A 21933-nucleotide genomic window follows, 5' to 3' on the forward strand; every position below is an offset into this window, starting at 1 on the left:
CAAAGCTCGTCGTGGAAGGACAATCACCATGAACGCCACCGTCTGTACCTATAAAAATAACCGTAACTTCTGGATATTTGGCGCTTTCTTTTTCCTCTACTTTTTCATTATGGCCACCTGCTTTCCGTTTCTGCCGATCTGGCTGTCGGAAGTCATCGGACTGAATAAAACCGAAACTGGCCTGGTATTTTCCTGTCTGTCTCTGTTTGCCATTCTATTTCAACCCATTTTCGGCATTATTTCCGATAAGCTCGGGCTGAAAAAACATCTGCTTTGGGTGATTACCCTGTTGCTGTTTTTCTTTGCTCCCTTCTTCCTCTACGTCTTTGCACCGTTGCTGAAAATGAACGTCTTGCTCGGAGCCATGGTGGGCGGGGCCTATATCGGATTTGCTTTCTCAGGGGGAGCAGGAGCCGTTGAGGCTTATATCGAACGAGTCAGCCGCAAAAGTGCCTTCGAATACGGCAAGGCGCGGATGTTTGGCTGTTTCGGCTGGGGGATCTGTGCGTCTACCGCCGGAGTGTTATTCAACATCAATCCGGATATCGTCTTCTGGATGGGATCTGGAGCGGCAGTGCTACTGATGTTACTCCTGATACTGGCCAACCCGCGCGAAAATCCTAACGCCATTGTCATGGGCAAGCTGGGGGCCAATCAGAGCCAGTTCAATCTGAGGATGGTGGCAGAGCTGTTCAGAATGCCGAAGATGTGGATGTTCATCCTGTATGTGGTCGGGGTAGCCTGCGTCTATGACGTGTTCGATCAACAGTTTGCCAACTTCTTTAAAACCTTCTTCAGTTCTCCGCAGCGCGGTACCGAGGTCTTCGGCTATGCGACCACCGCCGGAGAGTTGGCCAATGCGCTGATCATGTTCTGTTCGCCGTGGATTATTAACCGCATCGGGGCAAAAAATACTCTGCTGCTGGCCGGTACCATCATGTCGATACGCATTATTGGCTCCGCCTTTGCCACAACGGCACTGGAAGTCATCATGCTGAAAATGCTGCACGCGCTGGAAGTGCCTTTCTTGCTGGTCGGTTCCTTCAAGTACATCACCGCCAACTTTGATACCCGCCTTTCCGCCACGATCTATCTGATTGGTTTCCAGTTTGCCAAACAGGGGGCCGCCATCTTCCTCTCTGCCTTTGCAGGTAGCCTGTATGACCGTATGGGGTTCGCCGAAACTTACCTGATCCTCGGTAGCCTTGCCTTGGGTGTCACGCTGATTTCTGTCTTCACCCTCAGCAGCCCCGACAAGAAAATCCAGCCGCAGGCCAAAGCGCAGGAGGCCACCTCCTGACATGGGTCATTCCCGGCTTTAGGCTTGGTGTGTTAGTCTCCTTGGCATTGAACCGCAGGGGAGATTGGCTGTGAGCAGTGATAAAGCAACGCGTGCCTCAGGGCGCGCCACCATCAGTGATGTGGCAAAACACGCCCAAACCGGCAAAACCAGCGTGTCGCGCTATCTCAATGGTGAACAGCACCTGCTCTCCGACGCCCTCAAGCAACGTATCGATATTGCGATCCAGCAGCTCGACTATCGCCCAAGCCAGATGGCACGCAGCCTGAAGGGCGGACAAACGCGGCTGATCGGTTTGATCATCGCCGATATCACCAATCCCTATTCCGTCGACGTGATGCGCGGCATCGAAGCAGCCTGCCGCCAGCATGGCTTTACCCTGCTGGTCTGTAATACCAATAACGAGATCAATCAGGAACAGCATTACCTCCAGTTGCTGAGCAGCTACCGGGTGGAAGGGATTGTGGTGAACGCCGTCGGGATGCGTGAAGACGCGCTCTCCATGCTGCAACAGTCGATGCTGCCGATGGTGCTGATCGACCGTAAAATCCCCGACTTTGCCTGCGATGTGGTGGGTTTGAATAACCACGAGGCCACCGCCACCGCAACGGAACACCTGCTGCAACAGGGTTTCGAGGCTATCCTGTTCCTCAGTGAGCCGATTGGCACCGTGAATACCCGGCTTGAGCGTCTGCACGCTTTTCGCCAGACGATGGCCCAACATCCCGATTTGTCCGCCGAGCAGGCCGAAACTCCGCTAAACGACGCCGAAAAGCTGGCAACGGTATTACAGACCTTCAACACCCGCCATCGCGGGATGCGCAAAGCGGTGATCTCGGCCAACGGAGCCTTAACGCTGCAAGTTGCGCGCGCTATGCGCCACCTGGGCATGCAGTGGGGCAACGACATTGGCCTGCTGGGATTTGACGAACTGGATTGGGCCGAACTGGCAGGGGTGGGGATCACCACCCTGAAACAGCCCACCTACCAGATAGGGCATGCTGCGCTGGAACTGCTGGTGCAGCGTATTCAGGGTCTCAATGCTCCCGTTAGCGAGCAGCTATTCTCCGGTGAGCTGATCGTTCGTGGCTCCACCCTGCGTTGACCCCTCACCCTAACCCTCTCCGTTAGTGAGAGGGGACCGATCGAGTTCGTTGATTGCTTTGCGTAACACCTTGTCTTTGTGGTTTTTCCTACCTACTTTCCGAAACTGCACGAACTCACCACTTACTCTGGCAGCGCCACACAGGGGACCGATCGAGTTAGCCTGAAAGTACGGTGACCCATCATGTGCATTCGTTGACTCTCCTTGGATAAATGGAAGCTCAAGCCTTGCTGAGATTATCTTCGTTCTTCCAACAGAGCAGGGGCTAACAGCTCCCTCTCCCTGTGGGAGAGGGTTGGGGTGAGGGGCCATTTTTTAACCAACTCCGTGATTGCGATCATAGTTCTGCATGCTGCTGCTTTTCAATGGAACCGGTTCCATTTACCGTTACAACTACAGTAGCGGTGGTGATAGGTCACCTCAGGAGCCAAAAGATGAAGCAACAGATTATTGTAGTAACCAGCGCCTACGGCAACGACAGGGTGCAACAGCTAGGTGGCCAGGCGGCGTTGTTACCCCTGATCGCTCAGGCCGGTGCCGACGGCGTGGAAATCCGCCGTGAACTGCTTTCCCCGCAGGAGCTGGATGCTTTACCCACCCTGGCAAAAGCCCTACAGCAACACCAACTGGCCGCCGTGTATTCCGCACCTGAGTCACTGTTTACGCCACAGCATACCCTTAACCCGAATCTGCCCGCCTTTTTGGCTGAGGCGAAGATCCTGCAAGCCAGCCGTCTCAAGCTGGCCTTGGGTCACTACCAACCGGGCTTTGACTTTACCGAGTTAAAAATCGCGCTGGGGCAATCCGCAACCCAACTGGTGGTCGAGAACGATCAAACGCCAGACTGCGGCATCCTGTCGTTGATGAACGCCTTTTTCCATGCGGTGGAAGCGAGTCAGTTGCCGGTCGGCATGACGTTCGACATGGCCAACTGGCATTGGGTGGGGCAAGACGCCCTGGCCGCTGCCAATCTGCTGGCCGCACACGTTGGCTATATTCATGTTAAAGCCGCCACCCTTGGCCCACGCGGCTGGCGCGCCATCGCCCTGGATGACACCGACGGTAGCTGGCGTGAAGTGCTGGCCCGCTTGCCGCAGGACGTGCCGCGCGGCATCGAGTTCCCACTACAGGGCAGCGATCTGGAGGCGGTAACCCGCCATTACGTGGATGTGTTACGCGGGGAGCAGGCATGATGAACACGCAAAATTCTTTAGATGTCGTAACGCTGGGTGAAGCCATGGCGATGTTTGTCGCCGCGCAAACGGGCGATTTGGCCGAGGTAGAAACCTTTACCAAACGCATCGCCGGTGCCGAACTGAACGTGGCGATCGGGCTGGCCCGCCTGGGTTTGAACGTCGGCTGGGTAAGCCGGATAGGTAACGACTCCTTTGGCCGCTTTACCTTGCAACAGCTGGCGAAAGAAGGGGTTAACGCCCAGCAGGTCACCGTCGATGGCCGCTACCCAACCGGTTTTCAGCTGAAATCTAAAAACACAGATGGAACCGATCCCAGTGTGGAGTATTTCCGCAAAGGCTCCGCCGCTAGCCATCTTTCCACCGCCGATTTTGACCGCGACTACTTCGCTGGGGCGCGCCACCTGCACCTGAGTGGAGTGGCCGCCGCCCTGTCTGCCGAGTCGCTGGAGCTGTGCCATTTCGCCGCTGCCGAGATGCGCGCCCTGGGCAAAACCATCTCCTTCGACCCCAACCTGCGCCCGGTGCTGTGGTCTAGCCGGGAGCTGATGATCGAACAGCTCAACAAGCTGGCCTGCGCGGCCGACTGGGTGCTGCCAGGGTTAAAAGAGGGCCAGATCCTGACCGGGCAATCCACCGCAGAAGGCATCGCCGATTTCTATCTGGAGCGCGGCGTACAGGCCGTGATCATCAAAACAGGGCCAGAGGGTGCCTGGTTTAAAACCGCCGCCGGCGACCAGGCTGCAGTAGCCGCGGTCAAAGTCACCAACGTGGTAGATACCGTCGGTGCCGGAGACGGCTTCGCAGTAGGGACGCTGAGCGCCCTGCTGGAAGGCAAAACGCTGCTACAGGCAGTGCAACGCGGCAACAAGATCGGTTCGCTGGCCATCCAGGCCATCGGCGACAGCGAAGGGTTGCCAACCCGCGCTGCACTGGCGGAATAATCATTTGCTCCAATGAGCGCCCACCTCTGTCCCTACAACCGAGGCACGCCGGGAGAGCACAAGCCCCAGCGGATGGCGACAAGCCAGCGCTGGTGAGAAGACTCCACTGAAGGGTTCTGCACATGAATAAAGCAACTATTGCGGCCAAACGCTGGTGGTACATCATGCCCATCGTGTTTATCACCTACAGCCTGGCCTATCTGGACCGCGCCAATTTTAGCTTTGCCTCCGCCGCCGGGATTAATGACGATCTTGGCATCACCAAAGGGATGTCATCTCTGCTGGGTGCCCTGTTTTTCCTCGGCTATTTCTTCTTCCAAATTCCCGGTGCCATCTACGCCGAACGCCGCAGCGTCAAGAAGCTGATTTTCTGGTGTTTGATCCTGTGGGGCGGGTGCGCCTCGCTGACCGGCATGGTCAGCAATATCCCGATGCTGGCGGCGATCCGCTTTATCCTCGGTGTGGTGGAAGCTGCGGTAATGCCCGCGATGCTGATTTACATCAGCAACTGGTTTACCAAGTCAGAACGCTCCCGCGCCAACACCTTCCTGATCCTCGGCAATCCGGTCACGGTGTTGTGGATGTCGGTGGTTTCCGGCTACCTGATCCACGCCTTTGGCTGGCGTGAAATGTTTATCTTCGAAGGGATCCCCGCAATCATTTGGGCATTCTGCTGGTGGGTGCTGGTCAAAGACAAGCCGTCACAGGTCGGCTGGCTGAGCGATCAGGAAAAGCTGGCATTGCAACAGCAACTGGCCGAGGAGCAGAAAGGCATCAAGGCGGTACGCAACTACGGCGAAGCCTTCCGCTCTCGCAACGTGATCCTGCTGTGCATGCAATATTTTGCCTGGAGCATCGGCGTGTATGGCTTTGTGCTGTGGCTGCCTTCGATCCTGCGCAGCGGTATGCAGATGGGGATGGTTGAAGCGGGCTGGTTGTCATCGGTACCTTATCTGGCCGCCACCATTGCGATGATCGTGGTTTCCTGGGCATCGGACAAGATGCAGAACCGCAAGCTGTTTGTCTGGCCGCTGTTGCTGATCGGCGCGCTGGCCTTCTTCGCCTCCTACGCCATTGGCCCGAACCATTTCTGGATCTCCTATGGTCTGCTGGTAGTCGCCGGTGCGGCCATGTATGCGCCTTACGGTCCGTTTTTCGCCATCATTCCGGAGATGCTGCCAAGAAACGTCGCCGGGGGTGCCATGGCGTTGATTAACAGCATGGGCGCGCTGGGCTCCTTCTTCGGCTCCTGGTTTGTCGGCTACCTCAACGGGGCGACCGGCAGCCCGGCAGCCTCTTATATGTTTATGGCTATCGCGCTGCTGGCCTCGGTGGGGCTGACGCTGATCGTCAAGCCTGCACGTAACGAAGCTCAGCCACAGGTGGCCTAATCTTGCGAGTGAGGGGCTCAGCCCTTCACTCTCCTGCAATATGTTATGTTGAACATCTCGTTCGCCAGATGGAGTTATTTGATGAAGCCTGCAATCGTGTTGTACAAAAGTATTCCTGCCGACCTGCGTGCCAAGCTGGACCAGCACTTTACCGTTCATGCCTTCGACGGTCTGCAACTGGACAACGCCGCCTTCGATCAGGCGCTACAACAGGCCGAAGGCATCCTCGGTTCCGGCGGCAAGATTGACGAAGCCTTTTTGCAACGCGCCCCCAAACTGCGTGCAGCATCCACCGTCTCCGTCGGTTACGACAACTTTGACGTCGCAGCGCTCAACGCCCACCGGGTGCTGTTGATGCATACCCCAACCGTCCTGACCGAAACCGTGGCCGATACCATCATGAGCCTGGTGCTGGCCACCGCACGCCGGGTGGTCGAGGTGGCCGAGCGGGTCAAGGCAGGGGAATGGCAAGGCAGCATCGGGCCTGACTGGTACGGCGTTGACGTGCATCATAAAACCATCGGCATCCTCGGCATGGGCCGCATCGGCCTGGCGCTGGCTCAGCGTGCGCACTTCGGCTTTGGCATGCCGGTGTTGTACAACGCGCGCCGTACACATGAAGAAGCAGAGCAACGCTTCAATGCACGCCGCTGCGATCTTGATACGCTGCTGGCCGAGTCGGACTTCCTGTGCATTACGCTGCCGCTCACCGAGCAAACCTTTCATCTGATTGGCCGCGAACAGCTGGCGAAGATGAAGCAGAGCGGAATTTTGATCAACGCGGGGCGTGGCCCGGTGGTGGATGAGCAAGCGCTGATTGAAGCCTTACAGGACGGCACCATTCACGCCGCTGGGTTGGATGTGTTCGAGCAAGAGCCGGTCGCGGTCGATTCACCGCTGCTGAAAATGGCCAACGTGGTCGCTTTGCCGCATATCGGTTCCGCCACCCATGAGACTCGCTACGGCATGGCCGAGTGCGCCGTGGATAACCTGATTGCCGCCTTGACCGGTACGGTCACAGAAAACTGCGTTAACCCGCAGTTGCTGAACAAGTAACCCTTATGAGATGCCAGCGTTTACCAACTGGCATCTCATCAAAAGAACCTGTAAGCGTTTCACTAATCACAGCCTGACGGACAAACTCATCACTCACTTTCTGGTGTTCTAGCGGGTCGTTGAAAACCATAATAACCTCAGTTACCAGCGTTTCTCCGGCAGTCGCCTTCGTGTATGAAATACTCTAAGAATATGTATTTCCTTATTTTTAATCCGGTAAGGGATCAAGTAAGGGAAAGTTTGCATGACAATTTCTCGGGTACCCATTACTCGACCAGGTCTTCCTAAAGCAGGTTGCGTAACCAGCAAGTTCACCGAGCGAACCACCTCTTTAGCAAATTCTGTCGCTACTTGCGGATCCTCTTGGTAAAGCCATTCATATTCATCATCAAAATTTGTTGCAGCTTTCCTTAGCCATTTAATTTTCATTGCTAATAGTCACCCCCATTTTCTTAAAACGGGCCGCCATTTCATCATCAGAGGCAAAGTCACCATTATCGGCTTCAACGATGGCCTGTTGAATTTCAGCAACCTGCCATGCCTCGCGGCTTAAAAAATCTTGTATCGCCTGAGTCGCCAAAAATGATTTCGTTCTGCCGGTCGCTTCTGCTAAGGCTTCAAGCTGCTCACTGAGATCGTCGGATAGCCGAACAGACATCACGCTCATAAGTTTACCTCACACTACAATGTATACATGACAATATAGATTAAAAAACCAACAGCGCATAGTCAAACCTCTCCCCCTTCCTCCTCCGCCCCCAAATTCTTACCCTGGGATGAGGCGATTTTTTCTGCATAAAGCACACTGGGCTACCCTACGATAAAAACGCTTCCTGCCACGAGTAAGGAGAGCCATGAAACGCCTGACCCTTCCCCTGCTGATGCTGCTGTCACCCGCAGCGCTGGCCAACTGGACGCTGCAAAGCTTCCCGGCCTTCAGCGAACCCACCAGCGGTTTATTTACCAGCCAGGCTACCCTGGCCAAAGGCCAACTGCCGTTGCGGCTGTATCAGAACCAACAGTGCTGGCAGCCCAGCGACGCGGTTAAGCTGAACCAGACGTTGTCGCTGCAGCCCTGTAGCGATAGCGAGCCGGTCAGTTGGCGATTATTTCGCGATGGTGATTATCAGGTGCGTATCGATACCCGCAGCGGTACGCCTACCTTGCAGCTCAGCCTGAAGGCCGAACCGGAAAAAACCGTCGCCGCCGTGGCCCGTACCTGCCAACGCTGGGATGGCCAGCCGATCACGATCGCGGTGAAGGACACCTTTGCCGAAGGCGAAACGGTGCGTGATTTTTACTCCGGCCAGACCGCCACGGTGGTTCAGGGCCAGGTCACCCTGCAACCGGCGGCCAACAGCGGGGGGCTGCTATTGCTGGAATCAGCCAATACGCCGCCACAGGCGGCTTTCAACTGGCACAACGCCACGGTCTATTTTGTGCTGACCGATCGCTTTGAAAACGGCAACCCGGCCAACGATCACAGCTATGGCCGCCACGGCGATGGTATGCAGGAGATCGGCACCTTCCACGGCGGTGACCTCGCCGGGTTGGCGAAAAAGCTGGATTATCTGCAACAGCTGGGGGTCAACGCCCTGTGGATCAGTTCCCCGTTGGAGCAGATCCACGGCTGGGTCGGCGGCGGTACCAAAGGGGATTTCCCACATTATGCCTACCACGGTTACTACCACCAGGACTGGACCAAGCTCGATGCCAATATGGGCAACGAGCAGGATCTGCGTAATCTGGTGGAGCAAGCACATCAACGTGGGATCCGCATCCTGTTTGACGTGGTGGTCAATCACGTCGGCTATGCCACGCTGGCCGATATGCAGCAGTTTCAGTTCGGCTCGCTGTACCTGAAGGGTGATGAAGCCGCAAAAACCCTCGGCAAAAACTGGGGCGATTGGCAACCTGGGCCTGGCCAGAGCTGGCACAGCTTTAACGACTACATCAACTTCAGCGATAAGGCAGGCTGGAGCCAATGGTGGGGGAAAAACTGGATCCGCACCGATATCGGCGATTACGACTCACCGGGCTTTGACGACCTGACCATGTCACTGGCTTTCCTTCCGGACATCAAAACTGAAGCGCCCGGAGCCAGCGGCCTACCGCTGTTCTTCCGCCATAAACCTGATACCACCGCGCGCGAAATCCCAGGGGCCACCACCCGCGATTATCTGACGGTCTGGCTCAGCCAATGGGTGCGTGACTATGGCATTGACGGTTTCCGCGTTGATACCGCCAAGCACGTCGATAAACCCACGCTGGACCTGCTAAAGCAACGAGCCACCGAGGCACTGGCAGAGTGGAAAGCGGCCAACCCCAAGCAGGCGCTGGATAACGCACCGTTCTGGATGACCGGTGAAGCCTGGGGCCACGGGGTGATGAAAAGCGACTATTACCAGCACGGCTTCGATGCGATGATCAACTTCGATTTTCAGGATCAGGCCTCGCAGGCGCTGGGCTGCTTCTCCAATATCGATGCCACCTATCAGCAGATGGCGGACAAGCTGCAGGGCTTCAACGTGCTGAGCTATATTTCCTCGCACGACACTCGCCTGTTCTTCGCCAGCGATGCCAAAGGTTCGTTGCCTTTGCAGCAACGAGCGGCAGACCTGCTGTTATTGGCCCCGGGCGCGGTACAGATTTATTACGGTGATGAGAGTGGCCGGCCGTTTGGCCCTACTGGCTCCGATCCTTTACAAGGCACACGCTCGGATATGAACTGGGGTGAACTGCAAGGAGCCAAAGCGCCGTTGTTGGCACATTGGCAGCGGCTAGGCCAGTTCCGCGAGCGCCACCCGGCAATCGGTGCCGGTACGCAGCAATCCCAGCAGACGCCTCATTACTATGCCTTTAGTCGCCAGCATGGGGGGGATAAAGTGATGGTGGTGTGGGCTGGCGATCGGTCACAATAATTCAGCGCGTTATGCTGTAAAAACCCCGCCGAGCAACATCTATGCCCGGCGGGTAAGATGTCAGCCGCATTGCACCCGCTTTTATCTGGCGGTATGGTGGGCGTCTACCCGCTTACAACCATATTGCAGCAGCTATGAATTTTTCACTTTTCGGCGACAAATTTACCCGTTACGCGGGCATCACCCGCTTGATGGACGATCTCAATGAAGGCCTGCGCACGCCAGGTGCCATCATGCTCGGCGGCGGTAACCCGGCGCACATCCCAGAGATGGACAGCTACTTCAAACAGCTGTGCCAGGAGATGCTCGATCAGGGCAAGCTGACCGAGGCACTGTGCAACTACGACGGCCCACAAGGCAAAGACGCCCTGCTGAAAGCGCTGGCCACCATGCTGCAAGAAGAGCTTGGCTGGCAGATCGAACCACAGAATATTGCACTGACAAATGGCAGCCAGAGCGCGTTTTTCTACTTGTTTAACCTGTTTGCTGGCCGCTACGCCGACGGCACCCGCCGCCGCGTGCTGTTCCCGCTGGCGCCAGAATATATTGGCTATGCCGATTCCGGGTTGGATGAAGGGCTGTTTGTCTCTGCCAAACCCAATATCGAACTGCTGCCAGACGGCCAGTTCAAGTATCACGTCGATTTTGAGCATCTGAACATCGGTGACGACATCGGCATGATCTGCGTATCGCGCCCCACCAACCCGACCGGCAACGTGATCACCGACGAAGAGCTGATGAAGCTCGATCTGTTGGCGCAGCAGCGTGATATCCCACTGGTGATCGATAACGCTTACGGCGTGCCGTTCCCCGGTATTATTTTCAGCGAAGCCACGCCGCTGTGGAACCCGAACATCATCCTGTGCATGAGCTTGTCCAAGCTGGGCCTGCCTGGCTCACGCTGTGGCATCGTGATTGCCGACGAGAAGGTCATTACCGCACTGACCAATATGAACGGCATCATCAGCCTGTCCCCAGGCAGCATTGGCCCGGCGCTGGCCACGGAGATGATTGAGCGTGGCGATCTGTTGCGTTTATCCAACGAGGTGATCCGCCCGTTCTACAAGCAGCGTGTCGAGCAGACCATCGGCATTATTCGCCGTTACCTGTCGCCAGAGCGCTGCCTGATCCATAAACCGGAAGGGGCTATCTTCCTCTGGCTATGGTTCAAGGATCTGCCCATCACCACCGAGCTGCTGTATCAACGGCTGAAAAAGCGTGGCGTATTGATGGTGCCAGGCCACTACTTCTTCCCGGGGCTGGAGCATGAATGGCCGCATACGCATCAATGTATGCGCATGAACTATGTACCTAATCCGGAAGATATTGAGCGTGGCGTGATGATCCTGGCCGAAGAAGTTGAGCGCGCGCACCAGGAAGCGTAGCCGGTTGAGATTTTGTCAGCAGTATATTGGGGCTCCGCAAGCGGAGCCCCTTTTGCAGGCTACATCGCCCAGAACAGCACCGCCAGCAGCTGCGGTGACATGATACGCAGGAACATTGCCAGCGGGTAGACCGTGGCATAAGAGAGCGCTGCGGCACCGCTGGTAGGGTGCAGGCCATTGGCAAAGGCCAGCGCCGGCGGATCGGTCATTGAGCCAGCCAGCATGCCGGAAAGCGTCAGGTAGTTCATCTTACCCACCACCCGGGCCAAAATACCCACGCTAATCAGCGGGATCGAGGTGATTAACGCACCGTAACCGACCCATGCCAACCCATCGCCATGCAGCAGGGTATCAATAAAGTTGCCACCAGACTTCAGGCCAACCACGGCCAGGAACAGTACGATCCCCAGTTCGCGCAGCGCCAGGTTAGCACTGGGCGGCATAAACCAATACAGCTTGCCGATGCTGCCGATACGCCCCAGGATCAAGGCCACCACCAGCGGACCACCGGCCAACCCCAACCGCAACGCCGCCGGGAAACCGGGGATAAACAGCGGGATAGATCCCAACAGCACCCCAAGGCCAATACCAATAAAGACCGGCAGCATCTGCACCTGTTGCAGCTTCTGCTGGGCGTTACCCACAATCGCCGCCACCGCCTCGATAGATTCTGGCCGCCCCACCAGGTTGAGGATATCCCCGAACTGCAGCGTAACATTGCTGCCAGCCACCAGCTCGACCCCGGCACGGTTGAGGCGCGAGACCACCACTTCATATTTTTGCTTCAGTTCCAGATCGCGGATTTTTTTACCCAACACCTTTTCGTTGGTCACGACCGCACGAACCACTTGCAGTGAAGTCCCCCGGGTGGAGAGCGAAACGTCCACCTCCTCGCCAATCACCAGCCGGGCATTTTCCAGCTTTTCGCGCTTGCCGACCAGATGCAGGAAATCCCCCAGTTCCAGCGTCTCATGCGGGGCAGGCACCATCAGTAAATCGCCGCGCTTGAGCCGTGAACAGATAATCTCATCACTGTTGAGCAGCGGCACATTCTTGATGGCCATGCCTTGCAGATTGGGGTTACGCACCGCCACGTTCATGGTCTGCAACAGTTCGCGATTACTCCCCAGACTGTCTTCAAACTCCTGCGCTTCCTTATCGATATTGATGCGGAAGAACAGCCGGATCAGCCACATCACCAGCAGAATGCCGCAGATACCGAACGGATAGGCCATCGCATAGCCCATCCCCATGCGGTTAACCAGCGCCGGATCGGAACCCAGATCGGTGAGTATCTGCTGCCCGGCACCGAGCGCCGGGGTGTTGGTAACCGCACCGGAGAACACGCCGAGAATGATCGGCAACGGCACGGCAAACAGCTTATGGACAATCGCCGCCACCACGCCGCCCACCAGCACCAGCAGAATGGCGAAGCCATTGAGCTTGAGGCCGGAAACGCGCAGGGACGAGAAGAAACCAGGGCCAACCTGAATACCGATGGTGTAAACAAACAGGATCAGACCGAACTCCTGGATAAAGTGCAGCATGTCGCCGTTGAGAGTGATCTGGTAAGTCTGTGCAAAGTGCCCGACGATGATGCCACCGAACAAGACGCCGCCTATCCCTAAACCCACGCCATACACTTTCCAGTTGCCAATCCATAACCCGAGAATAGCCACCAACGCCAACATGCTGACGGTCAGGGCGATATCACTCATACGTCACATCCTTACCAAAGTTTAACAATCGGTATGCGATTAAATACCTGCAATTAATAGGGATTCTGACATAAGGCGCGGGGGGGTAATGTGGGGTATGCCACAGAATGCAACGGGGGAGGCCCGAATGGACCTCCCCCGCAAGTTTTTGTTTTTTTTCAGCCGGTTATTTGGCTTCCAGCCCCGGAGTGCTACCGATGCTGATGCGTTGTGGCTGCAAGGCTTCCGGCACGTGACGTACCAGATCGATGTGCAGCAGGCCATTTTCAAATTTGGCTTCGGCCACCTGCAGGTGTTCTGCCAGGGTAAAGGTCAGGGTGAACTCTTTGCACACCAGCCCCTGATGCAGATACTCCACCTGTTTTTCCGGCGGTGTGGGGTTGCCACGCACGGTCAGGCGCGGGCCTTCCACTTCAATATCCAGTTCGCTCTGTTTGAACCCGGCTAACGCCAGGGAAATGCGATAGTGGTTATCGTCGCTTTTCTCAATGTTATATGGCGGGAACCCTTGTGGCTCCTGGCCGCCCATTGAACTGGCCAGCTTGTCAAAACCGATCCATTGACGCAGAAGTGGGGATAAATCGTAGTTACGCATAGTATAAACTCCTTCAAAGAAGCGAGATTCAAAGTTTGCCCCCTAACGGCAGGCACGGTGATACAACAATTACTTAATTTCGATCCGACGCGGCTTTAATGTTTCCGGCACGATACGTTCCAGATCGATATACAGCAGGCCGTTTTCCAGTTTGGCGCCTCTAATTTGAATATGCTCGGCCAGCTGGAATTTGCGTTCAAAATTACGCTCGGCAATGCCTTGATATAAATAGGTTCTCTCAGCAGGTTCGTTGGTGTGGGCCCCGCGCACAATCAACAGATTGTCTTGCGTGGTGATCTCCAGTTCCTGCTCGGCAAACCCGGCCACCGCGATGGCAATGCGGTAATGATTTTCATCAACCAGCTCAACGTTATACGGTGGATAGCCACCGTTACCCTGGCTTTGGCCAGCCTCAAGGGTGTTGAACAGGCGATCAAAACCGATCGCGGAACGGTACAGCGGGGAAAGATCAAAGTTGCGCATAAAACAGCCTCCTAAGGCACTTCAGCGAGGTTGATAATGAAGCCTTCCATCATGGACAGGCTATAAGGCTTGAATTCCCTTACGGCAAATTCTTAATTTGGCCTTGTAAAGAAGATGGGGTTTGCTTTCCACATTTCAACTGGTGATGATGAAATAATTGCCAATGGAAACGGCGAAAATTTGTTTATCACATACACTCAAAGTGAGATAGCCGCCACAGTGCGGAATGTTGCATCTTTCAATGCTTTGGCTGGATGTTATACACCCTATGGATTTCAAGCTGCAGCTAGGCGACAAGCTTACTCATCCCCAGGAGCTTACTTTTCGTAAGTGACTGGGGTGAGTAAGTGCAGGTAACAACGCTGCAGCTTGAAAGACGACGGGTATAAATCAGCAAATTTCAGGGGATGTGTCCCCCCTCAGGATGGACGAATGAAACCAATAAAAAAAATGATAGCGACCGGTTGCCTGCTGCTGACCACTAACGGTTGCTCCAGCGTAGCCAGCCACACCGGGGCCGACCAGGGTTATTACTCCGGTACGCGCGCCAATGTCGATATGATGAAGAGCGAAGATACCAGTTGGGCCATGATGCCCCTGCTGGCGATCGACCTGCCCCTGTCGGCGGCAATGGACACCATTTTGCTGCCTTACGACTACCTGCGCTCAGGCAGCGATAAAGCGGCAGCCTCACCCAAAGCCCGTATCCAGCATGATGAAGAACGAAATCTGGCTGTCAGCGGCAATCCAGGCCAGGGCATGGCAACCTCGCCAGCACCGGCCGGGCCGTAGTTAAACCGCCACCACAAAAATCTGGTTAAATCCGGCGACTTCACGCATAAAGGCCACCTGTTTGCCGTCCGGTGAAAACACCACAGCGTCCCCCAGTGGTGGCTGCGCAGTCCGCTTGGTCAGGCGCTGCAGATTGCCATTGGCGATATCGCACAGCATCACGCTGTTATCACACACCAGCGCAATCTTGCCCCCCTGCGGATGCCAACTGAAGGCCGACTGAATGCTGTGATCCGCTTGTGTCACCTGATTCGCCTCCCCGCCATTTGGGGAAATAGTCCACAGTTGCACAATGCCCCGATCGTCCTGCATCAGGAAGGCGATGGCGCTGCCGTCTGGCGAACTCCGCAACCAATGGCGTGGCGTGGTGGTAACCCCAGGATACTTGCGTTGGCCGGTATAGGTTAACCGCCGTTGTTGAACCCCCAACGGGGGGGCAGGTAAGGTTGTTGCCGTTCCCTGCAAGGGAGCATCTCCGGCTTTGGCATAGTCGGCATCGTTTTCCGGCAAATCCACTACAAACACTTCCGGCAGTTTTTCCCCCTGCTGCGAGAGGGTGTCGCCGATAAACGCCAACGCCCAACGCTGGCGGCTGCCATCGGGTTTGCTATAGCCTTGCAGGCCCATCCAGCCTTCTTCATAAGCCCGATTGATTTGATCGCTGCCCGGCTGCGGGGTTGGCGTGGTTGCGCTAACCAGTACACAGTAATGGCTACCGTCGTATTCACGCGGGTGCTGCTTGGGCGGATTGACCCCTTGCAGCGGCACCGCTATGCCGACATTGCGCAAATCCAGTGCCGGATCGAGTTCATGCATCACATGGTCGTTATAGGTAAAGCTCAGGCGGCTGGCATCTGGGCTGAATACATGCACGTGGGTACCGCCACGCAGCGCACCAGGGGTATAGGGGGCTGTAATGTCCAGGGCGTCGAGGGTGATCGCCAATTCACGATCCGGTTCGCTGACGATCACGCCACGGCGATGGTGGAAGTCATAATGCCAGTGGCTGTCCGGGTGTTCCGGCCCATGGATAAACACATAACGCGCTGGCGCATCCGGGCTCACCGTTACCACGCCGACATGGGCTCCATGCTGTGCCCGATAAACCACCTCCACCTGACCGCTGGCAACGTTCACCCGTTCAATACTCAGCCCGGTAAAGGATGCGCCGCTTGGCCGTACGTCATACGCCAGCCATTGGCTGCACGGCGTCCAGACATTAATGTTGGTGAGCTGATGACCTCGCGGATCAAAAGTCAGTTGTCGTTCCTGATGGCTCATGGCGGCTCCTGTATACCGGCTGGCATAGAACCGCCATAGTACCCGATCGGCCTGGCTGTTTCACACCACCCAGGTTTGGGTGACTAATCTCCCCCCCCTCTTCCGCAGTACCGATCGAGTACCTGATGAACACTTGCCTGTGGAGAGGGCTAAGGTGAAGGGCTAAGGAATGGAAAATGTCGGGAATGAGTTTACGGCCTAGACGCGGATTTAAGCTAAATCCCTGACACTTAAAAAGGAGGCAGATATTCTGCCCCCATGGTCAATATCAATGCGTGCCAGCTTTTCTCACAAGTATAAAATGGCTACCTTTTCCCCTAATTACTCCATCTCCGCTCTTATGGTGGCAGTTGCATTAAACAGTCCTGCGGATGGCCTGTTGCCAGTCACATTAATCGGGGCCACACTCATGGTGCTAGTACCAGTTTGGGTTGCGTAATTCATGCTAACGGGTAATAACCCACCGTTAGGTGTGACAGTTCCCCCCATGGCATCCAATATCCGTATACCGATATCTGTATTACTGGTTGCCAGCGCGGTCTCATCCCCCGATGAGATTTCACCGTTGATAGATAAACTGATTTTTACACCATCAGAAATATTGCTGCACGCCAGCGTCAAATCCACGACTTTGGGGGTAAAACCGTCAACCCCCGCCCCCTTGGTTATTATATCGCCCGCTTTTATATCCCCAAAGTTCACGTTAATGACCTGACCCGCGTTAATATTACAGGATTGAGGGACAGTTACCGTTGCACTCATGGTGACCTGTGCCAACGGTATCGTGTCATAGCGTCCCTTTATTTTTGTGCCATAGATCTTCAGTATTGGCGTCGGCGGAATCACTACTTCCCCTACAAAAGGACGGATAAAATATAAAGAAACATACCCTTGGCTACCTGATACATAATTCGAGGAAACTGCACACATGGTGCCAGAATTATTACTATAATCGTTTATAGGTGTGGCAACGTAATCTTTAACATTCCCGCCAATATACAGTTCACTGGCGATGGAGAGATATTTATTTATTGCATAATAATTCAGGCCACTCAGAGTGCGATCGAATACCAAGCCCGGTATCTCGGCTTTGTAGTAGTTATTGCCTCCCTCATTAGTGCCACAGTTACACGTACCAGGATATGTTCCTCCCAGATTCCAGTTATATATTCTTGCCTTAGTAAGTCCCGCCTGATTCTCTGCCACCGTGGCAATTTTTGGCTTAAAATCAAAACCAAAAACTTGTGTCCCTTTATCAGGAGTACAGGACCCCCAGACGGACGCCGCCTGGGCCATATTCATGCCCGCGAGCATACAGAACACAATCGCCGCTATCTTTTTCATTCCCATCACACTTCCCTTACCGGCATTGCCCGTTCAGGATCTGAACCCTGGCATGCTCTACTGTCTGTTTCGCCAGCGTATAATTCACCTGGCACCGCTGATCTGCTTCGGTTCCCCATTGCACATTGAGGGAGCCGCTCTCCGCCAACCCCGTCATATACACCTGACCGTTGTCGCCCACGATAAAGCCCTGCGCTGTCTTCTGCATCGGGTCACTGACCGTTGCGCCAAATGGCACTGGTACACTGCCAACCTTAAGCAAGGTCATCAAAACACGCTGCCCCACGTTAGTAGCAAAGTCGGCGCGGATAACCGCCCCTCGCGTTGGAACCACGTTCTGGCTCGACAGCGTCAGGTCGACATTGTCCGGCAGTGTTTCGGTATTTAACCGCACCTGATTCTTACGATATGGGCTGCTGTACGGCACTATGGCATAACCCCGCCAGTCGGTTTTCACCCCAGTTTGGCCACCGACATCGACACCTACGGCACCCGGCGCTTTCACCAGTGTCACAGTTTCCCCAAGTAATTGACCGAAGGTCACACCGTTCTCATGCAAGACAACCCCCCCCTGCACTCCGTAATTCAGGCGCTGACTGTTGTTGTCATAACCATAACCGGCATTCACCTGCCCATAAGTACCACGGTAATCGGCATTCAGACTGCCGCTGTTACCCACACCGTTGGTACCGTACCCCTGCTGCACCCCCCAACTCAGGTTATTAGCGGCCAGGGCCGTTCCATTCATACCCGCAGTGTGGGTGGTCCCACCTTTCTGACTGGTATTCAGGCTGTAGCTGGCGTAGGTATTCCTCACCCAGCGGTCCAACGGCACGCTGACACCAAGCGAAAACACCTGGTCTTTGTCATACACGCGCCCGCTGCCATTGCTGCCGCTGGCGGTAGCGTTCTCGTTATAGCTGTAGTTCAACCCATAGCTGATACCGTTCCAGCTGTTGTTGTACCCCGCACCGATAGAGCGCATGGTGCGATTGCTATTCCAGTAATCTTCACTGATCCAGCTCAGCGAAAGGGTACCCGCCCCTTCCCACAGGTTCTGGTTCATGGTCAGTTCGGAACGGTTGCGGCGGCGTTCAACCAACGGTTGGCTGGCTTGGTCCCGATGGGTATCCAGTACTTCCTGCAAGGAGTAGTAGCCGTCGGTAGAGTAGCGGTAACCCGCAATCGCAAAGTTGGTCCCGGTCTGGACAAAGTTCTTGCTGTAACGGATACGCCACGACTGACCATTCTCCTGTGGTTGGTCTTTCATGGTCGACCATGCCTGGGTCACATCCGTCGACAAGGCACCAAAGTCACCCAGGTTTTTTCCCATCCCCAGCGCCAGAGAGTGGTACTTCTCGTTGGCGAACTGCCCGCCGCCGTAGGCAGTCAGCCCATAGGGCAAGCCGTAAATTGCGGTGGCTTGGCCGAAGGGGGTTTTCTCCACGCTGCTGTCGTATGAGCGGTATTGCCCGCTGGTCACCGCGTATTTCAGGCGTCCTTCACGCTGCAGCACCGGCAGTGATGCATATGGCACCACCAGTTCCTGTTCACTGCCGTCCGACTCACGTATGGTCACGTACAGGTTGCCGCTGCCGCCGGTCGGGAACATGTCGTTGATTTCAAAAGCCCCTGGTGCCACAAAGGTCTGGTAAATCACATAGCCGTTTTGGCGGATGGTCACCTGGGCATTGCTCCGGGCAATACCCCGCACTGATGGTGCATAGCCCTTCAGGCTGTCGGGTATCATGTCATCGTCCGACGCCATCTGTGCACCACGGAACGGTACGCCGTCAAACACATCGCTTGGTGAAGTACTGTCCCCCAGCACCAGTTGGCTCTTGAGCGAAACGATGTTGCGTGCGGCGTAGGTATACACTGTGCTCCATTCACTCTTACCTTGGCTGTCACGGTTCCAGGTGGTGTAGTTGCGCAACCGCCACGGGCCGAAGTTAATGCCAGGCCGCAGGTTGGCAAACTGACTATTGCTATCGCCGTTGTTATTGTCACGGGCAACGGTGTTTGCACCACTCAGGCTGTAATTCAGCAAGAAAGACGAAATACCATCATTCCACTGGGTTTCCGGTACGTAGCCCCGTGCTTTTTGCGACATCGCCGCCTGGGGAATACTCAGCAAGAGTTGTTGAGCACTGAAGCGGAACTCGGCGCTGGCTTGCGGGATGGCATTGAGGTTGGCACACTGTGCTTCAGCTTTCCCAATGGCAGGAAACAGGTCGGTTTTAACACCCATTTCATTCAGTTGAGCGACCGTCAGACAAGGCTGCAGCCCCTCTTTACCTTCGGCGCTTTTCCCTATCTTGAATTCAACTTCACGCGTGTCCTGCTGTTCATTATTGAGATAGATATCTACCCGGTAAGAGCCAGGAGCCTGCATCGCCCGCTCTTCAAACACTGACAGGTCGGTTTTCCCGTGTTGTGGATTATCTGTCTCCAGCAGCGCCGGGTTAAAAAACTCACGTGCCTGTGTTTCAAAGGACACCCCCCCCAACAGGGTCATGTGTACTGCAATAAAATACGCAAGCGGGCTGACACGCAGTGAAGACTGACTTTTTTGCATATTTCTAGTCATATAATTAACTTGGCCTTTGTCACTATTCATTCATTTTTCCAGCGGCCTACAGAAGAATGCCTTTTCTTCCGATGTTTTAACGTTCAAGGCTTTTCTGAGTTACCGCGTTTTTATCTGTACCCTTTGTGACTTAAAGTGAGCCAGTATGCTCTTTGCCGGCTCCGCCAAAATCATTGATGATGGTCCAACTCACGCTTCCACTACTCACACCGGCAGGCAAGGCGAAGCGGGCAGTAGTGCCTGGGGCCACAAGGGTTGCCTCTTTCACGTCCTTACCCGCCACTTTTACCTTTTGAAAGTTCATGTAGTACGGGGTCGGGTTGGTCACGCGAAGCTCATTACCACTGCGCTGCCAAGTGAGTTTGTCGGCCATGTTGTCTGGCGCCCCTTTCAACCCATGAGGGCGATAAATCAGCTTCATACGTGTTTTGATGGCAATTTGTAGCGTATTTCTGTCACTTTCTTTTTCTGCCGACGGAATGGCCTTGATGTTCATCCAGAATAGTGATTCCTTATCCTCTGGTAGATTGCCGCCCGCACGCACTACACGCAGCAGGTTCTCTTGCCCAGCGTCCAAGCGAAATAGCGGTGGGGTCACAATAAAGGGGGCTTTCTCAACACCATCGGTGCTTTCAACCCATGTCTGCACTAAATACGCTTTTTTATCCGGGTTGCTGACGCTCAGTGAAGACTCCTTCTTATTGCCGTCATAAATCAGTCGGGTTCCGCCTACAATGACACCTGCCTGTGACATATGAGCGGTAAATAACAGTGCTAAAATTAGCGCAGGTGAGAAATTCATATTTTATATCCTCCATGATATAAATAACGGGGCTATAGCCCCGTTATTTATAATTATCGCCAACCAGATTAGTTCTTAGTTATAAACAATAGAGAAGCTTGCTACTGCGTTGGCTGGGCCGCTGGTTACGGTTGCTGCCGTTGCGATATAACGCGCAACGAAATCAAGGTTGGCCGCACCTGATGTCAGAGCGTAATTGGTGGAAGCTGTATTTAACGGCAGTACGCTTTGTGATGCGTCAGCCAACTGGATACCCACACCTGTAGCGACGCCAGCGTCCTGAGTCAGGGCTAAAACGCTGTTGTCACCAGCAACGGTAGTGCCGTCGAATTTAACGTTGACGCTGTCTACGCCTGTTGGGCAACCACTCACCTGTAAGGTGAACTTGGTAGCTGCAGTTTTGTCACCCGCAGCAGCAAACGCAGTCTTAGACACTTTACCCAAACTAACATCTAAAGAACCGCTGGTAGCATTAGTAACGTTACAAGCAGCATCGATTACAGAACCGGTGAAATTAATCTGGCCATCAGCAGCAAAAGCAGAAACAGTGGCCATAGCGGCAGCAGCAACCAAAGTAGCAACGATAATATTCTTTTTCATTTAAGACTTTCCTTTCAAATGCGACCAATGCGCATTTATGATTTAACGTGACGTCGAAACATCAATCCATGCAATACTATTCATTACGGTTAAATAACTGCCCGGCCAATAGCGTCCTATAACGTCTCTGTGAAAGGCATTCACAAAAAGGATATTCTTCGCTTTACGCGAGGTGTCATTTAACGCGATTAATATAGACAAAAAAAGATAATACTGTAAATGTAATTTTTATTTATCAGCGATATAAAAAACTTATTTAAATTAAAAAAAACAATGAAAATCAGACTACTACACACACATGTTAACAACGCAACCACGACAAATTAATTTAAAATAATTTTATTCATCTCTTATAGGAAAAACTTATCACTGCAAACCATCATCAATTATCTAATTCGAATTCCAGGGTATCTTTACTCAAAAAGAGGCTTTA

19 protein-coding genes are annotated in these 21933 nt (G+C 54.5%); 9 read left to right on the top strand and 10 right to left on the bottom strand.

What is annotated here, in order from left to right:
* Window positions 1–28: 28 nt before the first annotated feature.
* The 6 genes from ACKWMY_RS24680 (at window position 29) to ghrB (ending at window position 6989) form a co-directional block, all read left to right on the top strand.
* Entirely contained in the window at window positions 29–1300 is a 1272-nt protein-coding gene (locus ACKWMY_RS24680; protein WP_098929335.1) for an MFS transporter, read from the top strand.
* 70 nt (window positions 1301–1370) lie between these two features.
* Window positions 1371–2405 (top strand): LacI family DNA-binding transcriptional regulator, encoded by a 1035-nt coding sequence (locus ACKWMY_RS24685; RefSeq protein ID WP_024527343.1) that lies wholly within the window; start codon window positions 1371–1373, stop codon window positions 2403–2405.
* A 434-nt stretch (window positions 2406–2839) separates the two neighbouring features.
* A complete protein-coding gene (locus ACKWMY_RS24690; protein ID WP_161713276.1) occupies window positions 2840–3598 on the top strand; it encodes a sugar phosphate isomerase/epimerase family protein in 759 nt (252 codons plus the stop codon).
* The gene (locus tag ACKWMY_RS24695; protein ID WP_173410077.1) at window positions 3595–4542 is read left to right on the top strand and encodes a sugar kinase; all 948 of its coding nucleotides are present in this window, start codon (window positions 3595–3597) and stop codon (window positions 4540–4542) included. The genes ACKWMY_RS24690 and ACKWMY_RS24695 overlap by 4 nt, the downstream gene beginning before the upstream one ends.
* 122 nt (window positions 4543–4664) lie before the next feature.
* Entirely contained in the window at window positions 4665–5933 is a 1269-nt protein-coding gene (locus ACKWMY_RS24700; RefSeq protein WP_024527346.1) for an MFS transporter, read from the top strand.
* Window positions 5934–6014: 81 nt separating this feature from the next.
* Entirely contained in the window at window positions 6015–6989 is a 975-nt protein-coding gene (gene ghrB / locus ACKWMY_RS24705; protein WP_024527347.1) for a glyoxylate/hydroxypyruvate reductase GhrB, read from the top strand.
* A 141-nt stretch (window positions 6990–7130) separates the two neighbouring features.
* Here the strand turns inward: ghrB and ACKWMY_RS24710 are convergent, their stop codons facing one another.
* Window positions 7131–7418 carry a type II toxin-antitoxin system RelE/ParE family toxin gene (locus tag ACKWMY_RS24710; protein ID WP_098929340.1) on the bottom strand — a complete coding sequence of 96 codons (288 nt, stop codon included), beginning with the start codon at window positions 7416–7418 and terminating at the stop codon, window positions 7131–7133.
* Entirely contained in the window at window positions 7408–7656 is a 249-nt protein-coding gene (locus tag ACKWMY_RS24715; RefSeq protein WP_024527348.1) for a CopG family ribbon-helix-helix protein, read from the bottom strand. Before ACKWMY_RS24715 ends, ACKWMY_RS24710 begins: the two co-directional genes overlap by 11 nt.
* Window positions 7657–7843: 187 nt before the next feature.
* Here ACKWMY_RS24715 and ACKWMY_RS24720 point away from each other — a divergent pair, with 187 nt between their 5' ends.
* Both ACKWMY_RS24720 and ACKWMY_RS24725 read left to right on the top strand, forming a co-directional pair.
* Window positions 7844–9910: an alpha-amylase gene (locus ACKWMY_RS24720; protein ID WP_308873020.1), complete on the top strand. Its 2067-nt coding sequence runs from the start codon at window positions 7844–7846 to the stop codon at window positions 9908–9910.
* 134 nt (window positions 9911–10044) lie between these two features.
* Window positions 10045–11295: a valine--pyruvate transaminase gene (locus ACKWMY_RS24725; protein WP_024527350.1), complete on the top strand. Its 1251-nt coding sequence runs from the start codon at window positions 10045–10047 to the stop codon at window positions 11293–11295.
* A 59-nt stretch (window positions 11296–11354) separates the two neighbouring features.
* Here the strand turns inward: ACKWMY_RS24725 and ACKWMY_RS24730 are convergent, their stop codons facing one another.
* From ACKWMY_RS24730 to ibpA, 3 genes are all read right to left on the bottom strand, one after another.
* The gene (locus ACKWMY_RS24730; RefSeq protein ID WP_024527351.1) at window positions 11355–13013 is read right to left on the bottom strand and encodes a putative transporter; all 1659 of its coding nucleotides are present in this window, start codon (window positions 13011–13013) and stop codon (window positions 11355–11357) included.
* Window positions 13014–13179: 166 nt separating this feature from the next.
* Window positions 13180–13608: a small heat shock chaperone IbpB gene (gene ibpB, locus ACKWMY_RS24735; protein WP_024527352.1), complete on the bottom strand. Its 429-nt coding sequence runs from the start codon at window positions 13606–13608 to the stop codon at window positions 13180–13182.
* Window positions 13609–13677: 69 nt separating this feature from the next.
* Window positions 13678–14091 (bottom strand): small heat shock chaperone IbpA, encoded by a 414-nt coding sequence (gene ibpA / locus ACKWMY_RS24740; RefSeq protein WP_211136405.1) that lies wholly within the window; start codon window positions 14089–14091, stop codon window positions 13678–13680.
* A gap of 432 nt (window positions 14092–14523) precedes the next feature.
* On the opposite strand from ibpA, the gene ACKWMY_RS24745 reads away from it, so the two are divergent.
* A complete protein-coding gene (locus ACKWMY_RS24745) occupies window positions 14524–14883 on the top strand; it encodes a YceK/YidQ family lipoprotein (protein ID WP_024527353.1) in 360 nt (119 codons plus the stop codon).
* Here ACKWMY_RS24745 and ACKWMY_RS24750 read toward each other — a convergent pair whose 3' ends face one another.
* The 5 genes from ACKWMY_RS24750 to ACKWMY_RS24770 all read right to left on the bottom strand — a co-directional run bounded on the left by ACKWMY_RS24750 (window position 14884) and on the right by ACKWMY_RS24770 (window position 21500).
* Window positions 14884–16164: a DUF3748 domain-containing protein gene (locus ACKWMY_RS24750; protein ID WP_409487228.1), complete on the bottom strand. Its 1281-nt coding sequence runs from the start codon at window positions 16162–16164 to the stop codon at window positions 14884–14886.
* A 321-nt stretch (window positions 16165–16485) separates the two neighbouring features.
* Entirely contained in the window at window positions 16486–17508 is a 1023-nt protein-coding gene (locus tag ACKWMY_RS24755; RefSeq protein ID WP_409487229.1) for a fimbrial protein, read from the bottom strand.
* Window positions 17509–17524: 16 nt separating this feature from the next.
* Window positions 17525–20098 (bottom strand): fimbria/pilus outer membrane usher protein, encoded by a 2574-nt coding sequence (locus ACKWMY_RS24760; protein ID WP_409487230.1) that lies wholly within the window; start codon window positions 20096–20098, stop codon window positions 17525–17527.
* 130 nt (window positions 20099–20228) lie between these two features.
* Complete coding sequence (locus ACKWMY_RS24765) at window positions 20229–20900, bottom strand: molecular chaperone (protein ID WP_199063805.1); 672 nt, start codon at window positions 20898–20900, stop codon at window positions 20229–20231.
* 75 nt (window positions 20901–20975) lie between these two features.
* The gene (locus tag ACKWMY_RS24770) at window positions 20976–21500 is read right to left on the bottom strand and encodes a fimbrial protein (RefSeq protein ID WP_074030836.1); all 525 of its coding nucleotides are present in this window, start codon (window positions 21498–21500) and stop codon (window positions 20976–20978) included.
* Window positions 21501–21933: the final 433 nt, after the last annotated feature.

Source organism: Serratia sp. J2 (assembly GCF_046269175.1).
Classification (GTDB): Bacteria; Pseudomonadota; Gammaproteobacteria; order Enterobacterales; family Enterobacteriaceae; genus Chania; species Chania fonticola_C.

What these genes read in the sequence shown, in the direction of transcription:
- ACKWMY_RS24690 (WP_161713276.1), top strand. Translation starts at nt 2,840, where the DNA reads ATGAAGCAACAGATTATTGTAGTAACCAGCGCCTACGGCAACGACAGG.
- ACKWMY_RS24755 (WP_409487229.1), bottom strand. Translation starts at nt 17,508, where the DNA reads ATGAAAAAGATAGCGGCGATTGTGTTCTGTATGCTCGCGGGCATGAAT.
- ACKWMY_RS24715 (WP_024527348.1), bottom strand. Translation starts at nt 7,656, where the DNA reads ATGAGCGTGATGTCTGTTCGGCTATCCGACGATCTCAGTGAGCAGCTT.
- ACKWMY_RS24725 (WP_024527350.1), top strand. Translation starts at nt 10,045, where the DNA reads ATGAATTTTTCACTTTTCGGCGACAAATTTACCCGTTACGCGGGCATC.
- ACKWMY_RS24720 (WP_308873020.1), top strand. Translation starts at nt 7,844, where the DNA reads ATGAAACGCCTGACCCTTCCCCTGCTGATGCTGCTGTCACCCGCAGCG.
- ACKWMY_RS24700 (WP_024527346.1), top strand. Translation starts at nt 4,665, where the DNA reads ATGAATAAAGCAACTATTGCGGCCAAACGCTGGTGGTACATCATGCCC.
- ibpA (WP_211136405.1), bottom strand. Translation starts at nt 14,091, where the DNA reads ATGCGCAACTTTGATCTTTCCCCGCTGTACCGTTCCGCGATCGGTTTT.
- ACKWMY_RS24765 (WP_199063805.1), bottom strand. Translation starts at nt 20,900, where the DNA reads ATGAATTTCTCACCTGCGCTAATTTTAGCACTGTTATTTACCGCTCAT.
- ghrB (WP_024527347.1), top strand. Translation starts at nt 6,015, where the DNA reads ATGAAGCCTGCAATCGTGTTGTACAAAAGTATTCCTGCCGACCTGCGT.
- ACKWMY_RS24745 (WP_024527353.1), top strand. Translation starts at nt 14,524, where the DNA reads ATGAAACCAATAAAAAAAATGATAGCGACCGGTTGCCTGCTGCTGACC.
- ACKWMY_RS24710 (WP_098929340.1), bottom strand. Translation starts at nt 7,418, where the DNA reads ATGAAAATTAAATGGCTAAGGAAAGCTGCAACAAATTTTGATGATGAA.
- ACKWMY_RS24695 (WP_173410077.1), top strand. Translation starts at nt 3,595, where the DNA reads ATGATGAACACGCAAAATTCTTTAGATGTCGTAACGCTGGGTGAAGCC.
- ACKWMY_RS24680 (WP_098929335.1), top strand. Translation starts at nt 29, where the DNA reads ATGAACGCCACCGTCTGTACCTATAAAAATAACCGTAACTTCTGGATA.
- ACKWMY_RS24770 (WP_074030836.1), bottom strand. Translation starts at nt 21,500, where the DNA reads ATGAAAAAGAATATTATCGTTGCTACTTTGGTTGCTGCTGCCGCTATG.
- ibpB (WP_024527352.1), bottom strand. Translation starts at nt 13,608, where the DNA reads ATGCGTAACTACGATTTATCCCCACTTCTGCGTCAATGGATCGGTTTT.
- ACKWMY_RS24730 (WP_024527351.1), bottom strand. Translation starts at nt 13,013, where the DNA reads ATGAGTGATATCGCCCTGACCGTCAGCATGTTGGCGTTGGTGGCTATT.
- ACKWMY_RS24760 (WP_409487230.1), bottom strand. Translation starts at nt 20,098, where the DNA reads ATGACTAGAAATATGCAAAAAAGTCAGTCTTCACTGCGTGTCAGCCCG.
- ACKWMY_RS24750 (WP_409487228.1), bottom strand. Translation starts at nt 16,164, where the DNA reads ATGAGCCATCAGGAACGACAACTGACTTTTGATCCGCGAGGTCATCAG.